Source organism: Brevibacillus sp. MS2.2, from assembly GCF_013284345.1.
GTDB lineage: Bacteria > Bacillota > Bacilli > Brevibacillales > Brevibacillaceae > Brevibacillus > Brevibacillus brevis_C.
The window spans coordinates 12,264-28,178 of record NZ_JABSUZ010000011.1 but is presented as its reverse complement, the minus strand read 5'-3'; the positions used below and the strand labels follow the sequence as shown (position 1 = coordinate 28,178).

Below are 15,915 nucleotides of genomic sequence, written 5' to 3'. Positions count from 1 at the left end.
TCTTACCCACTCATCTGTTCAGCCAACCAGCCGTAGCCTTTATACCCAGGCTGGCTCACGATGACGTGATTCGCCCCGAGCGCCTTGTATAACAGCGCGTTCCGATGCTCCTGCGTCATCACAAAAATCCGGCAGGTGCCCAACTGCTTGAACAGTGTAAGCAAATCGCGTCCCTCCGCCCACTCGTCGGGAAAGATATAGACGGAATGGTAGAGCAGCAAGGATTCCTGATCGCGGTAGCACTCGTCAAATGAGATGGGCAAAAAGCGCTGAATCGTCTTGTCTCCAGGCCCCGCTGTCAAGGAAAAGGCACCGGGATTCCTTCCCCAAAAAGCTGGCAAACTATCGCAGCATAGTGTCTGGACAAAAGAAGTGAATGCTTCCCCCTTGCCCATTACGAGATAATGCTTCATAGCAGAGCCTCCCCTTCCTTATTGAAGATCCTCAATGGACGAGATGTTCATGTACGAAGGAACCACGAGTCCGATTTTGGTTCCGTCGAGATTCGGACCCAAATCCTCGATTTGCCCACCAAATTTTTTCAAATAGCTCGTATCTGTAGACGGCAGCCAAGCCGCCACCATTCCATCTATATCCCCTATGGCCACTCCTGCCCACATCGGTCCTGTCTGCACCTGACTCAAGTCGACTTCATACCCCAGCTTCTTCTCCAGCACATGCTCTACGACATGCGTGCTGGCAATCTCAGAATCCCATGCTACATAAGCGAGAGTTAGTTTCTCTTTTTGGACAGGTTTAATACCCTCCACCCATTTCCCTACTTTGGCTTCGTTGTTTTTTACCCATTCCGCAGCAGCTACTTCCGGATCTTTTCCGTCCATCATTTGGACCATGACTGACTCCATATCGGCTGGCTCCCACCAGAACTTATCCAAGAATTGATAGGCAGCAGGCTGATCCTCTTTCAGCCCTTTGCGCACGATGGTATGGATTTGTTCCGCTCCGCCAAAGCCGTTCTTTGGGTCCGCCAAGTATTTCAAATCCATCTTTTTAAATATCCAATGCGGCGTCCAGCCCGTAATGATAATCGGTTCCTTCGCTTCGTATGCCTTGATCAAAGCTGCTGTCATCGCTGCGTCTGAGCCTTCAACAAGCTGCCATTTATCCAAGCCATACAGATTCATGACTTCCTCTGTCTTCACCATCGAGCCTGCTCCTGCGTCGATTCCGATGATTTTGTAGTCGAGCTTTTCTCCTAGCGCGTTGTCCGATGTCTCAGAAGGAATCGGACCGATCACCGTTGCTGTCGGTATTGCTGTGTTTGTGTTTTGGCTGGAGCAGCCTGCGAGCCAAGCTGTCGCTCCCATCATCACTACCAGTAAAGCTGGAACCATTTTGTTCATCATGTATTTCTCTCCTTTTTTCCCGCATGTTGAGTAAGCCGATCCAAGATGATAGCGATGATCACGATGGATAGCCCCGCCTCGAATCCTCTTCCTATATCCACTTGTGATACCGCGCGATATACGTCTGCGCCCAAACCTTTCGCCCCGATCATAGCCGCTATGACCACCATCGACAGGGCGAGCATGATGCACTGATTGACTCCCGCCAAGATTGTCGATTTCGCATAAGGCAGTTGTACTTTTACGAGCTTTTGCCAGCCAGTTGCACCAAAGGCGTCCGCTGCTTCCTCCATTTCCGCTGGGACCTGACGTATGCCTAAGTTCGTGAGACGCACGATTGGCGGCAAAGCAAAAATAACGGAGGCAATAACTCCCGGCACCTCGCCCAAGCCGAAGAAAAAGATCGCAGGAATCAAATAAACGAACGCTGGCATCGTCTGCATCAGATCCAGTACTGGCGTGACCAGTTTGCGAAACGTATCATGTCTCGCGCAAAGAATGCCCACCGGAATCCCGATGGCGATCGAAATCATGGTGGCAGTGAGGACGAGTCCCAATGTCTCGATCGTTTCATCCCAGTACCCCAAGTTGTGGATGAGAGAAAGTCCGATAACAGTAAAGACCATGGACGCTCTCCCTGCAAAAACCCACGCAGCGGCCCCTAGCAGCAAGATGAGAATCAGCGAGGGTATCTCTGCCAAAACCGTGGAACAGTAAGTCACCATCGTGGAAATGACGATAGACACTGGATCAAACAATACCCCTTTGTACTGGCCCAGCACCTCCACAAACCCTTCCATCCATTCGCCAATCGGCAGCTTAGGTACGGCGTCCATCACTCATCACCTCTGCTCTCTGGTGCTCTTGAACATTGACTTTGCCTACCAGCCCGCCTAGTACCGCTCCTTTTACGATGACACCCAACAAACGCTGCTGCTCGCCCACTACAGCAATCGGGACGTGAAGGTCTGCCATCATCGGGAACAAACTGTGCAGACGTGCGTCAGGTGAAACGGTAGGGAGGTCGGTTTTCATAATCGTCTCCAGCGAATCTCCCGTACCAATCGCAAGTGATACGTCATACGCCGTAATCAAGCCGAGCAGTGTGCGCTTTTTGTCCACGACGTACAAGCTGGAAACGCCGTTATCCATCATGAGTTGCAGCGCCACTCGCGCCCCTTTGTCAGGGGTGATTGCTTCTGCCCGTTTCATCACATTTTCAGCAATGAGCACCCTGGACAGGTCCGCATCCTCCACGAACTTCCGCACGAATTCATCCGCTGGGTCTGCCATGATTTCTTCCGGGCGGCCGATCTGAATGATCTGTCCGTCTTTCATAAAGGCAATCCGATCGCCCAGCCGCAACGCCTCGTGCAAGTCGTGTGTAATGAACAGGATCGTCTTTTTCATCGTCATCTGAAGCTCCAGCAGCTCATCCTGCATATCTTTTCGAATGAGCGGGTCTAGTGCACTGAACGCTTCGTCCATCAAGAGAATATCGGGATGATTAGCCAACGCCCGTGCCAATCCGACCCGCTGGCGCATCCCTCCACTCAATTGATTCGGGTACGCATTTTCCCACTCGGTTAATTCAACGAGCGCGAGTGCTTCCCGTGCTTTTTCTTGCCGGAGCCCTAGTGGTACTTGTTGAATCTCTAATCCAAACTCGACGTTTTCTCGTACCGTCCTCTGCGGAAACAGGGCGAAATTTTGAAAAACCATTCCGAGCTTCTTCCTCCGCACCTCGCGCAAATCTGTCGCCTTCATGTCCACGATCTCTTCCCCATCGATCTCGATGCTTCCGCTTGTTGGGTCAATCAGTCGATTGCACAGTCGGATTAAGGTTGATTTGCCGCTGCCGGACAGGCCCATGATGACGAAGATTTCACCTTCCTCGACTTCAAAGCTGACCTGATTTACCCCGATAGACTGGCCCGTTTGCTTGTAAATTTGTTCTTTCGTACGTCCTTCCGCCAGCAGCTTCAAGGCCAGCTCGGGCTGCTTGCCGAACACTTTTGTCAGTTGATGGACTTTCATTTTGGGCATGGTATCCCCATCCTTCGTTTTTTGTAAATGAAAAAAGCCCGCGAAGTTTCCACACTCCAGCAAAACCAAGGCACGCTTGATTTTTACTCGTGTTGAAAATCCGCAGGCTTACGTAATACCTGGCATCCATTTTCAGGACTCCCTGTACTCTGTCTTCCTGATTTCGATTGTCAGCGGTTTATGTCGTACCAACTGCCTCCCAGCGATCCACACCCTTTCCTTCACGTCTGTATCGCGTAAGCTGCTCATCGGTATTTCCATAAAAAATAGGCCGATCCATCCTTTTTCTCCAGAACAAAGGTCCCAAAGAAAAAGCCTGCATCGGCCTATCACACGCCCGCAAGGAATTCCCTTGTTGCGCATTAAATGCCTAGACTTTATCCATCCATGACCTTCCCTGCTTTGGCCGACGAGGTTAGCTGACGGGTAGGATGGCAGAGAAGACATTTTCTCATCCCTCCTGATCACTCAGGATTAACCCCAAAAGATTGGTTCCCCCGCTTCCGAGAATCTCGGAACTAGGCCGTATGTGTTTTGTAGCTTGATTGTGATTTGATTATACGCTCGCTTCCAGTTATTGTGAACGTTTGTTTAGCACAGTTTTAACCAGACTTTGTCTTTCTTTATGAGTCGGATTGGATTAGCTCTCGGTTGCTCATTGAATCAAGGTATTAGTGCGTTATTCTCGCTGTTGTGGTGGGAGGAAACAGGAGAAAACGCTCAGCTTCTTGGAACCCCTGCGCGGGAGCATAGGGTGCCCGGCTCCGTGAAAAAAAGCGAAACCGCGTCCAAAGTAGTCCATCAGGATGTGGCTCAGAGGTGGACGCTAAAGGCAGTTTCTCTTTTTTTCACTGCGCCTCGGTAGGTGTGTCCAAAGATCTTCGCTTATTTCTCCTGTTTCCTCTACGAGCTGTTGGGGTTCTACATGCTTTTTAAAAGACAGCTTGAATGCTGCTTTCAAAAGGTAGTAAAAAGCTGCTTGGGAAGAAGAACATTTCCAGTCCTAGCGCCTCTGGAGCCCTACCTAGCGGAGAAATGAATGGCGGGGGTTTTCAGCTTTTATCACATACAAAAACGTTGTAACGTTTTCAGTTTTGAAGCGCTCCCGACATTCATTTCGGAGCGGACAGTCTAACCCCTTGCGGGGCGTAGGCCGAAGCGTAGACTGGAAATGGGGCTTCTTCCCCTCCACTACAGCCACTTTTATCTCAACACCAAAAAGCCCCTGCCTCAATGAATCAGGCAGGAGCTTTGCTTTTCAAAGACACGATGCTTAAACGACGTCGTAGCCTTGGTCTTCGATTGCTTCTTTTACTGCATCGAGAGTCAAGTTACCCTCGTTGTAGGAAACCTCAACCTTTTTTTCAGCCAGGTTTACTTTGCCTTCTGCACCCAGTTCTTTCAATGTGTTCTCGATGCGCGCTACGCATTTGTTGCAAGACATACCTTCTACGTTCAATGTGATATTTGTCATGATCAATCTCTCCTTACATTTTATGTTATATAGGTAAGGCGGACAAAGCCGCTTGTTACTGTTGTTACAGCTTTACTCGTTGCAGTCTCAGTGCGTTGAGTACAACGGAGACCGAGCTGAAGGCCATTGCGGCACCGGCAAGCCACGGAGCGAGGAAGCCGATTGCGGCAATCGGGATGCCCAAAGTGTTGTAGGCCAATGCCCAGAACAGGTTTTGCTTGATGTTGCGGATGGTGAGTTTGCTCATCTCAATGGCGTCTGCGACACTGGTCAGTTCGCCGCGCATCAGGGTAATATCTGCTGCTTCCATAGCCACATCTGTACCTGTACCGATTGCCATCCCGACGTCAGCGGTAGCGAGTGCAGGCGCATCGTTGATACCATCGCCGACCATCGCGACTTTTTTGCCTTGTTCTTGCAGTTTTTTCACTTCTGCGGCTTTGCCTTCAGGCAGGACTTCTGCGATGACGTGATCGATTCCTGCTTCACGGGCAATGGCCTCGGCTGTTTGACGGTTGTCACCGGTCATCATGATCACAGTCAATCCCATTGCTTTCATGCGCTGAACAGCTTGCTTGGAGGTTGGTTTGATCGTATCCGCTACGGCAATCAAGCCAGCGAGCTTGCCTTCGACGACTGCGAGCATCGCCGTTTTACCGGAGCGCTCCAGTGCCAGCATGGTATCAGACACTGCTTGGTACGAAATTTGGTGTTTTTCCAGCAAACGGCGCGTACCGACGAGTACTTCTTTACCAGCGACGGTTGCCCGGATACCGAAACCAGGAATGGCTTCAAATGAACCTGTATCGGACAGGGTGATTCCTTTATCCGCAATACCGCGAACGATGGCTTGAGCCAACGGGTGCTCGGAATTTTTCTCAGCGGCACCTACCAAAGAGAGCAGCTCTTGCTCTTCGATATCAATGTTGATGACGTCTGTCAGTTCTGGCTCGCCTTTGGTTACAGTCCCTGTTTTATCGAGGACGATCGTATCCAGATGGTGAGCCGTCTCCAGATGCTCCCCGCCTTTGAACAGGATGCCCAACTCAGCTGCGCGTCCAGAGCCCGCCATGATCGAAGTCGGCGTTGCCAAACCGAGAGCGCATGGGCAAGCGATTACGAGTACAGCAATTGCTTTTTCCAAAGCCTCACCGAAGTTGCCAGGTATAACGAAGAAGTACCAAATCAAGAAGGTAAGAATAGCAATCCCTACTACGATTGGGACAAAAATCCCGGAGATGCTGTCAGCTACGCGCTGAATCGGTGCTTTTGTTCCTTGTGCTTCTTCCACTACTTTAATGATTTGCGCCAGAGCCGTTTCTTTTCCGACTTTGGTTGCTTGAACCTTCAAGAAGCCGTTTTTGTTCAAGGTGGCGCCGATGACGGTATCGCCTGCGGCTTTATCCACTGGAATACTTTCACCAGTCAGCATTGATTCATCAACTGCGGACTGTCCTTCCATGACGATGCCATCGACAGGTACTTTGTCGCCCGGCTTCACGTGAACGACGTCGCCCAGTCTCACTTCTTCTACAGGAATAGTCATTTCGACGCCATCCCGTACGACTACTGCTGTTTTTGCTTGCAAGCCCATCAGCTTGCGGATCGCTTCCGAAGAGCGTCCCTTTGCTTTCATCTCAAACAGTTTACCCAAGACGATCAACGTGATCAGTACCGCACTGGTCTCAAAGTACAGCTCCAGCATGTGGCCACCGTGAGCACCGATGGAGTTGATCGCGACCCACAGGCTGTAGAAATAAGCAGCCGAGGTACCGAGAGCAACCAGCACATCCATGTTGGCACTCTTGTTGCGAAGGGCTTTGAAAGCTCCGACGTAAAACTGTGCGCCGATGATGAATTGTACTGGTGTTGCCAATGCGAGCTGTACCCACGGATTCATCAAGATTTCAGGCAGCCAGATAAACGAGGTGAAGGAAAAGTGGCTCACCATCGACCAGAGCAGCGGGAGCGACAGAATCGCGGAAATCCAGAACTTGCGGGTCTGACGTTTGATTTCTTCCTGGCGACGATCTACTTTTTCTTCTTCTTTTCCTTCTTCCTTACGAGTCGCCTGATACCCTAACTTTTCTACCTTTTGAATAATGTCCGTCACACTTACCTGTGATGAATCGTACTCGACAGTGGCTGTTTCCATCGCCAGGTTCACGTTTGCCTTCAGAACCCCAGCGGTTTTGTTCAAGCCTTTTTCGATCCGTGTGGAGCAAGCCGCACATGTCATTCCCGAGATGTTTAGCTCCACCTTGTCAGTGACGACGCCATAGCCGAGCGATTCAATTTTGGAGCGGATGTCGTCGATATTCGTTTTCGTTGGGTCGAAGACGACTGTGGATTTTTCCAAAGCCAGATTGACGTTGGCGGTCTCCACTCCCTCCATTTTACCCAAGCCCTTTTCGATGCGCAGTGCACAAGCTGCGCAAGTCATCCCTGAGATTGCAACTGTTGCCTCTGCTGTTTTGGCACTCATTCTAATCCCTCCAAATACCCTTATGGGGTATATTTTATCGTATCGTTTCCCTTACGTTGTTTCCTGATCACACCTTTACTATACAATACCCCCTCAGGGTATATCAAGTACTTTTTTCAATTTTTTTCTAAATGGGCTTCAAGTGCTGAAAACACAGGGAAAAATGTCGGGCGTCCTCTATCCTTGGTGCCGGGCGAAGCAAATGTCACCCCCCAGCTTTACACCGTTACATGAAGGATGTGACTAACAGCTAATCACTTACGTATTCATTCAGAGTAAAATCATTCAGACACAATGGCTTTAAGGAGATTGAAATGATGGAAACGAAATCACGGAAAATCATTTTAGCTGGCACCATATGCTATACGATTTTCATTTTATTTTTTATGTTCTTTGCATTTAACAGGCTCGACGGTGTAACCAGTCTAGAAGGATACACCTTTATCCTTGTTCCAGAAGGAGTACCACTTACATTTCCAGAACTAAATTATTCATGGATTGTTGATTTTGGAAACGTAGCTGCTTTTATCCCTTTTGGAATACTATTTCCCCTGTTGTATCGTGTAAGATTTGGGAAGTTCATATCCTTGTTTGTCTTAGCGATTCTTGTTCTAGAAACTATTCAGGCTTTAACCTATCTTGGTAGCTTTGATGTAAATGATGTGATATCCAATACATTAGGTGCAGCGATTGGCTATATTGCCTATCGAGTTGGATTTTCTTCAAACATTTCTTATAAAAAGCTCATGGCTTGGAGTCATGGTGGTCTCTGAAATCCTCAAAAAAAGAGAAGGCCCTATTCAATCATTAACGGTCATGAAAGAAATGACAGGAACTACACCTATGACTGAGAACCTCCCAAGCTTCACCGTAGCAGGTGAGCGAATAGAACCGAAAATGAACGTGTATAGCAGTGAAGGGGAATCAACCCAAACATACAACTATATTCTGGGGAACAAAGAAAATGTTTGGCTTTCTTTCTATTTCGGCATTCCCGACAATGGAGACTCTAAGGGTGAAGCCAAAATCATCGTAGACGGACAAGAAATAACTCCGTTAAACGAACAATCCTATCAAGGGGCAGAAGCTTTAAGGGAGATGCCTTTTAACGAGGTAAACGAAATTACCATTATCGTTTCCGGAAACGCCAAGCTGTGGGATGTTGGAATTCGTGGAATGCAACATTGGTGGGAGTGAGTAAAATAAACGAAACGAGCCCTAGAAGCGATTCTAGAGGCTCGTTTTTTTTAAAACTATTTAGTTGTTCAATCTCTCTTATTTACCTTGATTCGCTTCTTTCTGATAAGCTACCGCGATTTTCGCAGCTACTTCAGCATTGTGTTTCACCAGCGCGATGTTCGTTGCCAAGCTCTTGCCTTCTGTCAGCTTTTTCACTTTATCGAGCATGAATGGCGTTACCTGTTTACCTGCAATGTTGTTTTCTTTTGCTTCTGCGAGTGCTTTTTGGATCACAGCCTCGATTTCCTGGTGGTTGAGTGCATCGGATTCTGGTACTGGGTTCGCGATAATCATACCGCCTTTGAGTCCCAGATCCCATTTGGTGTTCATCATCTTACCGACTTCTTCCGGTGTATCGATGCGCATGTCTACGCCAAATCCGCTTTCGCGAGCGAAGAAGGATGGGAATTCATCTGTGCGGTAGCCCACAACTGGTACACCTTGTGTTTCCAAATATTCGAGGGTGCGGCCGATATCGAGGATCGATTTCGCCCCTGCGCATACTACAGCTACATCAGTTTGCGCCAGCTCAGTCAGGTCAGCAGACACGTCCCAAGTGATTTCGCCTTCACGGTGTACCCCGCCGATACCACCAGTTGCAAACATGTGGATGCCAGCCATCTCAGCTGCGATCATGGTAGCGGCTACTGTAGTCGCACCGATTTTACCGCTAGCCAAAATGTAAGCGAAGTCGCGACGGCTTACTTTTGCTACATTTTTGTTCGTCGCAAACTCTTCCAGCTCGCTGTCAGTCAAACCGATTTTGATTTTGCCGTCCATGATCCCGATCGTAGCTGGTACAGCACCGTTGTCGCGAATGATTTGCTCTACTTCTTTTGCCATTTCAATGTTTTGCGGATATGGCATACCGTGCGAAATAATCGTCGTCTCCAGAGCAACTACCGGCAGGTTGTTCTCCAGTGCGTGGCGTACTTCCTCAGTAAAGGTCAAATATTGTTTCATCTCTTATCGCTCCTTTTCGAATTGTTCTACGGCCAGTTCCAATTGTTCTGCTTTTAATAGAGGAGATACGGACTGCTCTGTTTGCAATGTCAGAGCGGATGCTGCCAATCCAAGGCGACATGCTCTCTGGAAAGACTCTCCGTTTACAATGCCATACAAGAGGCCCGACGCGAACGCATCTCCCGCACCTGTTACATCTACTACTTCCGTTGGATATGGAGCCATATGCTCCTCAACTTCATCGGATTGATAATAAATGCCTTCTTCGCCCAAGGTCACAATGACGTGCTTGACGCCTCGTTCCCTAATCTTGCGGCAAGCCTCGGCGCATTCTTCGATCGTCGTGATCTTCATGCCAGCCATCAGCTCGGCTTCTTCGCGATTCGGCAAAATCGCTTCTACTCCGTCCAATTGCTGTGGGAGCTTCTTTGCTTTTATTGAAGAGACCGGGTCAACGAAGAGCAGGATGTTTTCCTCCCGGCAACGTTCGATGATGTACGCCAAGCAGTCCGCCGGAATGTTTGTATCGATGAAAACCACGTGGGCTGCTGCAATGTGCGACCATTTCTCCGCGAACATCTCCGGTGTGAGAGCATCGTAAATATCCATGTTCGCCAAGGAAACAACCATCTCGCCATCAATATCGAGAAGCGCCGTATACGTTCCCGTACGCTGTGTAGGCAGTCGCCACACTTGGCTGATGTGCACCCCGTGCTTTTTCGTCTCCTGCAAGAGCCATTCGCCTTCTTTGTCCTCACCAATGCTGGTGATGAGTGACGTATTGCAGCCAAGACGACCGAGGTTCTCCGCGATATTCCGTGCCACCCCTCCACACGATTCCATAATCGTTACGGGATTGGATGAGTGTAGACGCACCTGTTGCTTGCCGCGTGCTTTGCGGTCCAGGTTGGCCCCACCGATACAAGCAATCATTCCTTCATCACGAAGTACATAAGCCCGTCCTTTGATTTCCCCGCGTTTGGTCAACTGTGCGATGTAGCCAGCTACCGCTGAACGTGAGATGCCAATCAGATCAGCCAGCTCCTGTTGCGTGATAAAAGGATTTTGCCGGATATGATGAAGGATCTGCATGTCTTTTTCCACGGTCATCCTCCTTTCTTCTGTTTCGCTTTCACAGCTTGTTTACAAACAAAAGTTTATCATGAAGACAACTGTTTGTACAAGCGTGTTTTTTATTTTATTTTTATCTCAATTTGACAAATAGGAATACGATCATGTAGGATTATCTTAAATTAGAGATATCGAAATTTTGATGTATAGGAGGGTCCATATGTCTGACAAACCACTGCGAAATGATCCCCTCGATCTTTTTGTAGTTTTATCAAGGTCATACAACTGGGTTACCGCTCACTCCAATCGTCACATTCGCGAGCATGGACTTAATCCGACTGAATTCGGGGTACTAGAGGTATTATTTCATAAAGGTCCTCAACCATTGCAGCAAATTGGCGAAAAAATCTTGATCTCCAGCGGAAACATCACATACGTTGTGGACAAACTCGAAAAGAAGCAACTGCTCATTCGCAAGCCCTGTTCGGCAGACCGCCGCGTCATTTATGCGGAACTCACAGAAAAAGGGCATCAATTTTTGTCCGAAATCTTCCCTCCTCATCAACTCGCCATTGAGAAAGCGATGGAAGGTCTCACACCAGAAGAACAGCGTCAAGCAATCGAACTGCTAAAAAAGTTGGGACGCACTGCTCAGGCTACTTATTAGATGAGCAGTCCCTCCTACCACTACAATCGTTTCAAAAAAGTGTTGACAAACGATCTGATACGTAATAATCTTAAAATCAAGATTTACGCATTAAAAGTTAGCAACTTACTAAATGGAAGGGGAATGAAATTTTCATGAGTAAAGTACTTTTTATTAAAGCAAACGATCGCCCAGTTGAGCAGGCAACAAGTGTAAAGCTGTACGAAGCTTTCACGAAAGCATACAGAGAAACACATCCAAATGACGAAATCGTTGAGTTGGATCTGTTTGCTGAAAACCTCCCTTATTACGGTAACGATATGCTGACTGCTATGTGGAAAGCAGGAAACGGCATCGAGCTGTCTGCTGATGAGCAAAAACGTGCTGACTTGGTTAACAAATACCTGAACCAGTTTACAGAAGCAGACAAAATCGTATTTGCTTTCCCAATGTGGAACTTCACTGTTCCTGCTGTTCTGCACTCCTATATGGATTACCTCTCCCAAGCAGGCAAAACATTCAAGTACACTGCTGAAGGTCCAGTTGGTCTGATGGGCGACAAAAAAGTAGCTCTGTTGAGCGCACGCGGTGGCGTTTATTCCGAAGGGCCTATGGCTGAGATTGAAATGGCAAACAAATACGTTCGCACGATCCTCGGCTTCTGGGGCATCAGCAATGTAACTGAAGTGATCGTAGAAGGTCACAACCAATTCCAAGACAAAGCAGCTGAGCTCGTTGCAGCTGGTGTAGAAAAAGCAGCAAAACTGGCGGAATCCTTCTAAGGCCCGCCAGCCTTTTTGGACAAATATCTCAAAATAAAGATATACTAATTAAAAACAATTAAGGAGAGATGAAAAGTGTTGGATACTGGATTGTTGTTAATTCGTTTGGTCATCGGTTTGACGTTTGCAGGTCATGGTGCGCAGAAGTTGTTTGGCTGGTTTGGGGGTTATGGTTTGAAAGGAACAGGCGGCTGGCTGGAGTCCATCGGAGTAAAACCTGGCGTAGCGATGGCCTTTGTCGCTGGATTCGCTGAACTCGTTGGCGGTCTGATGTTTGCGGCAGGCGTAGGTATCTGGGCAAGTTCTATTTTGCTTGCTTTCACAATGCTGGTTGCCATTCTGAAAGTACACGGTCAAAATGGATATTGGGTCACACAAAACGGATTCGAATACAACCTCACGTTAATCGCAGTTGTTATTGGTGTAGCGTTGATCGGTCCAGGCGCATACGTTTTGTTTTAATGGTGACTCCTCACCACCCGTAAGTCAGCAATCGTACTAAGGGAGGAACATCAGATGGAAATCCTCGTCTACAAACAGGACCAGCAAGCAAAAGGACATTTTGGCGACGGTGAAATCGTAGAGAACAAACCAATTGGCTTCCCTCATGAAGGCTCCGTTGTCAAACGGGTAGGACCACTATTTTACTGGGCATGGGCAAAATCACTGAAGACATTTGAAATTCCGCTGCACCCTCACTCCGGCTTCGAAATTTTGTCGTACGTCCTTACAGGGACAGTCGGACATCGGGACACGCTCGGAAATCTTCAAGAGGTGTCGACAGGCGGCGCGCAGATCATGCAAACCGGTTCAGGCGCGTACCATGCAGAAGAGCTTGGCAAGGATACGGATATGTTTCAAATCTGGTTTGAACCGCATCTTGCACAAACGACGAAGCAACCTCCGACTTACTATCAATATGATCATGAGGAGTTTCCGTCTGAGGATGCAGATGGTGTGCAAGTAAAACACATCATCGGATCATCTGCTCCCATTCAGTTGGTCACCGATTCCTTGATGCGCGACATCACGATTCCCGCTGGAAAATCGTATGCAAAAGAACTCCCGGCTGGTTATGCTCACGCAGTCGTCATAGTGGAAGGGAACGGAAGCGTTGCAGAGAAAGCAACTGTCAGCGAGAACCACACCCCGGCAACCAAAGGTGACTTTGTTGTTCTCTCCTCCGAGGAAAGCAGCACAGCCATCTACCAAGCATCAACGGATGCCCCGCTCCGCCTGGTGTTGATTCAAGTACCCACTGAGGTTGATTATCCACTTTATCGTAAATAATCTACTCTTCCAAACGCCCTTATCCTATCATCAAGCCCGACCGTCACATTTTTGTGACGGTCTTTTTCGTATAAACTCCGCCTCCTCATGGGACATTAACGAGGAAATCGTTAACAATTTTTGGTGCCGATCAGAAAGGAAGTTGAACGTGGAAGATATCGTGATGACCAGAGCCATATTCGGGACGACTATGGCCTTTCACATTATTTTTGCGACCTTGGGCGTTGGTCTCCCGCTCATGATCTTGCTGGTGGAGCTCCTCTTTTGGCGGACGCGTGACCGCGACTACGAGATTATGGCCAAACGCTGGACAAAAGCCCAGGCGATCTTGCTAGGTGTCGCGATCCCGTCTGGAACGATTGCTGGGGTCCAACTCTCTCTGTTATGGCCTGGGTTCATGGAGATTGTCGGCAGGGTGATCTCGTTGCCTTTTCAGATCGAAATATTCGCTTTCTTCGTGGAAGCTTTATTTATGTCCATCTACGTCTACGCAGCTCACCGCCTATCCCGTAACATGCGTTTGTTGAGTTTGTTCATGGTTTTGCTTGGTGCGACGGCCTCCGCGATTCTGATTACGAATGTCCACGCCTTTGAAGGCACGCCAACTGGGTTCCGGATGGTCGATGGGCAGATCGTCGATGTGGACCCGTGGAAAGCTTTTTTCAATCCCAGCTTTATCGTGACGGCAGGTCATGTAACGGTCTCTGCTTATATGACGGGGGCATTCATCGTCGCTGGAGTGGCAGCGTGGAAAATGCTGCGGGCTGCAAAAGGCAGTCGGGTTTATTTGTATCATCAAAAAGCTCTTTTGGCCGGTTTAATCGTGGGCGGCACCTTTTCGCTTTTAACCGCCTTGAACGGTCATGAATCCGCACAGCTTTTGCATAAATACCAGCCGGAAAAGCTGGCCGCTGCGGAAGGACTGTTTGAAACACAAGCATACGCCCCACTCGCGATTGGCGGCTTTACCGACCCCGAGACGAAAGAAGTCAAATACGCCATCGAGATTCCATGGGCGCTCAGCTTCCTTGCAGCCAATCGCTTTGACGAGGTCGTGGTCGGTCTGGATGACTTTCCACAGGAGCTGTGGCCTCCACTCTACGTCCATACGCTATTTAACGGGATGGTCATCATCGGCAGCTTGTTGATCTTCGTTGGTTTCATCGGCTTCGCTTGGAAGAAGCTCCTAAAGCGCTCTCAGTTTCCTCGTTGGGTTCTCTGGGTATTTGTCGCGAGTGGACCGCTCGCCTTGTTAGGCATCGAATTTGGCTGGATTTTTGCCTGCACAGGACGCCAGCCATGGGTAGTTTATCGTGTGATGAAAACAGTTGATGCCGCTACACAAGCAGCAGGCATCTCCACCCTGTTCTGGATTTTCCTCTCGGTGTACCTATTTTTCGCGATCGTCACCCTGCTCGTATTCCGTAGCTATTTTGGCCGCCATCCCTTGGAGCTCGATCCGCCAGAACAGCCGAAAGTGGACGGAGGAACGGCATGACCGACACGATTATTGCCATTACGCTGCTCTGGATTTTCGTCGTTATCTATTCCGTCGCGGCCTCCTTCGACTTCGGTGCAGGTTTTTGGTCGATGATCTATTTGAATCGGGAAAAAACCAAAGCCACTCAAATCGCCAATCGCTATCTCTCGCCCTCCTGGGAGGTCGTGAATGTCTTTATCGTGTTAATTGTTGTCGCGCTCGTAACCTTTTTCCCTGGCGCGACCTACACATTAGGGAGCCTGCTGTTGGTTCCCGGATGTCTCGTGGTGTTATTGATGCTGATTCGCAGTACGTTCATGGTGTTTTCTCATCTAATTTACAAGTATGACAAGATGCTCAGCATCGTCTCCGGCGTTACTGGGATATTGGTGCCAGCTCTGTTAATCAGCGTGCTTCCTGTGACTCAGGGCGGGTTGTCTCGAACGATCAATGGTGTGGAGTATCTCGATTGGGGACTGTTTTTGACCAGCCCGCACGTCTATTCCTTTATTGGTCTTGCCGTCAGCAGCACACTCTACCTCTCGTCGCTGCTTCTCGCGGACTACTCCTTCGTCGCAGGTGAAACGAAAGCCTTCTCCGTCTACCTCCGGGATGCGGTGCTTCTGGGGCCAATTACGTTGCTTGCGGCATTGGTTACCGTGCTCACGATGCAACTGGAGGCAAAATGGCTATATGACCGCATGCTCGACTATTTGCCGTGGCTGATTGCATCGGCGGTCTGTTTTTTCATTAGTTATATCGCTCTCTTGTTGCCCCAAGACCGTCGATACTTCGGCATCCATCTTCCGCGGATTGCGGTCATTGTCGCCACGACGCAATACCTGCTCGCCAGCTATGCGTACGGTGCAGCGCGCCTCCCCTACATCGTCTATCCCCAAGTGACGATTGAGTCCAGCTTTACACATCCAGATACGTTCCACGCTTTGTTCATTTGTTATTTAGTCGGCTTTGCGATTCTCGTACCCGGCTTTATTTATTTCTGGCGTCTGTTCATGAGGGACGAGCAGTATGTACGGCAAAAATAGAGAAAAACCCGCCAAGGCTTCCATGC

Annotated in this window: 16 protein-coding genes and 1 riboswitch; of the genes, 8 read left to right on the top strand and 8 right to left on the bottom strand. The window is 48.9% G+C overall.

The genetic code is table 11. From position 1 onward, the window contains the following. Positions 1–2 precede the first annotated feature (2 nt). From HP568_RS12380 to HP568_RS12350, 6 genes are all read right to left on the bottom strand, one after another. A complete protein-coding gene (locus tag HP568_RS12380; RefSeq protein ID WP_173629227.1) occupies positions 3–413 on the bottom strand; it encodes a hypothetical protein in 411 nt (136 codons plus the stop codon). Between the two features lie 18 nt (positions 414–431). After that, on the bottom strand, positions 432–1,367 hold the full coding sequence (locus HP568_RS12375; RefSeq protein WP_173629226.1) for a glycine betaine ABC transporter substrate-binding protein: 936 nt from the start codon (positions 1,365–1,367) through the stop codon (positions 432–434). Further along, positions 1,364–2,203, bottom strand: a complete 840-nt coding sequence (locus tag HP568_RS12370; RefSeq protein WP_173629225.1) for an ABC transporter permease — start codon at positions 2,201–2,203, stop codon at positions 1,364–1,366. Before HP568_RS12370 ends, HP568_RS12375 begins: the two co-directional genes overlap by 4 nt. Further along, positions 2,187–3,413: a quaternary amine ABC transporter ATP-binding protein gene (locus tag HP568_RS12365; RefSeq protein WP_173629224.1), complete on the bottom strand. Its 1,227-nt coding sequence runs from the start codon at positions 3,411–3,413 to the stop codon at positions 2,187–2,189. The genes HP568_RS12370 and HP568_RS12365 overlap by 17 nt, the downstream gene beginning before the upstream one ends. A gap of 388 nt (positions 3,414–3,801) precedes the next feature. Continuing rightward, a riboswitch (cyclic di-AMP (ydaO/yuaA leader) is annotated at positions 3,802–3,948 on the bottom strand. A gap of 738 nt (positions 3,949–4,686) precedes the next feature. Beyond that, a complete protein-coding gene (locus tag HP568_RS12355; RefSeq protein WP_048036115.1) occupies positions 4,687–4,887 on the bottom strand; it encodes a copper ion binding protein in 201 nt (66 codons plus the stop codon). 64 nt (positions 4,888–4,951) lie between these two features. Next, positions 4,952–7,372, bottom strand: coding sequence for a heavy metal translocating P-type ATPase (locus HP568_RS12350; protein ID WP_048036114.1), 2,421 nt, complete (start codon positions 7,370–7,372; stop codon positions 4,952–4,954). A 317-nt stretch (positions 7,373–7,689) separates the two neighbouring features. Between HP568_RS12350 and HP568_RS29750 the strand changes: the two genes are divergently transcribed. Both HP568_RS29750 and HP568_RS29745 read left to right on the top strand, forming a co-directional pair. Continuing rightward, entirely contained in the window at positions 7,690–8,145 is a 456-nt protein-coding gene (locus HP568_RS29750) for a VanZ family protein (protein WP_254551177.1), read from the top strand. Continuing rightward, positions 8,084–8,569 (top strand): hypothetical protein, encoded by a 486-nt coding sequence (locus HP568_RS29745; RefSeq protein WP_254551175.1) that lies wholly within the window; start codon positions 8,084–8,086, stop codon positions 8,567–8,569. Before HP568_RS29750 ends, HP568_RS29745 begins: the two co-directional genes overlap by 62 nt. A gap of 78 nt (positions 8,570–8,647) precedes the next feature. On the opposite strand, the gene HP568_RS12340 is transcribed toward HP568_RS29745, so the two are convergent. Beyond that, positions 8,648–9,574, bottom strand: a complete 927-nt coding sequence (locus tag HP568_RS12340; protein WP_017247167.1) for a pseudouridine-5'-phosphate glycosidase — start codon at positions 9,572–9,574, stop codon at positions 8,648–8,650. Positions 9,575–9,577: 3 nt separating this feature from the next. Further along, complete coding sequence (locus HP568_RS12335; RefSeq protein ID WP_048036112.1) at positions 9,578–10,678, bottom strand: carbohydrate kinase; 1,101 nt, start codon at positions 10,676–10,678, stop codon at positions 9,578–9,580. Positions 10,679–10,865: 187 nt separating this feature from the next. Here HP568_RS12335 and HP568_RS12330 point away from each other — a divergent pair, with 187 nt between their 5' ends. The 6 genes from HP568_RS12330 to HP568_RS12305 all read left to right on the top strand — a co-directional run bounded on the left by HP568_RS12330 (position 10,866) and on the right by HP568_RS12305 (position 15,889). Next, complete coding sequence (locus HP568_RS12330; RefSeq protein ID WP_017247165.1) at positions 10,866–11,312, top strand: MarR family winged helix-turn-helix transcriptional regulator; 447 nt, start codon at positions 10,866–10,868, stop codon at positions 11,310–11,312. A 134-nt stretch (positions 11,313–11,446) separates the two neighbouring features. After that, positions 11,447–12,073 carry an FMN-dependent NADH-azoreductase gene (locus HP568_RS12325; protein WP_048036111.1) on the top strand — a complete coding sequence of 209 codons (627 nt, stop codon included), beginning with the start codon at positions 11,447–11,449 and terminating at the stop codon, positions 12,071–12,073. Positions 12,074–12,148: 75 nt separating this feature from the next. Further along, the gene (locus HP568_RS12320; protein WP_048036110.1) at positions 12,149–12,535 is read left to right on the top strand and encodes a DoxX family protein; all 387 of its coding nucleotides are present in this window, start codon (positions 12,149–12,151) and stop codon (positions 12,533–12,535) included. A 54-nt stretch (positions 12,536–12,589) separates the two neighbouring features. Continuing rightward, complete coding sequence (locus HP568_RS12315; RefSeq protein ID WP_173629223.1) at positions 12,590–13,363, top strand: pirin family protein; 774 nt, start codon at positions 12,590–12,592, stop codon at positions 13,361–13,363. Between the two features lie 163 nt (positions 13,364–13,526). Further along, complete coding sequence (locus tag HP568_RS12310) at positions 13,527–14,861, top strand: cytochrome ubiquinol oxidase subunit I (protein WP_048036248.1); 1,335 nt, start codon at positions 13,527–13,529, stop codon at positions 14,859–14,861. Beyond that, the gene (locus HP568_RS12305; protein WP_048036108.1) at positions 14,858–15,889 is read left to right on the top strand and encodes a cytochrome d ubiquinol oxidase subunit II; all 1,032 of its coding nucleotides are present in this window, start codon (positions 14,858–14,860) and stop codon (positions 15,887–15,889) included. The genes HP568_RS12310 and HP568_RS12305 overlap by 4 nt, the downstream gene beginning before the upstream one ends. Positions 15,890–15,915: the final 26 nt, after the last annotated feature.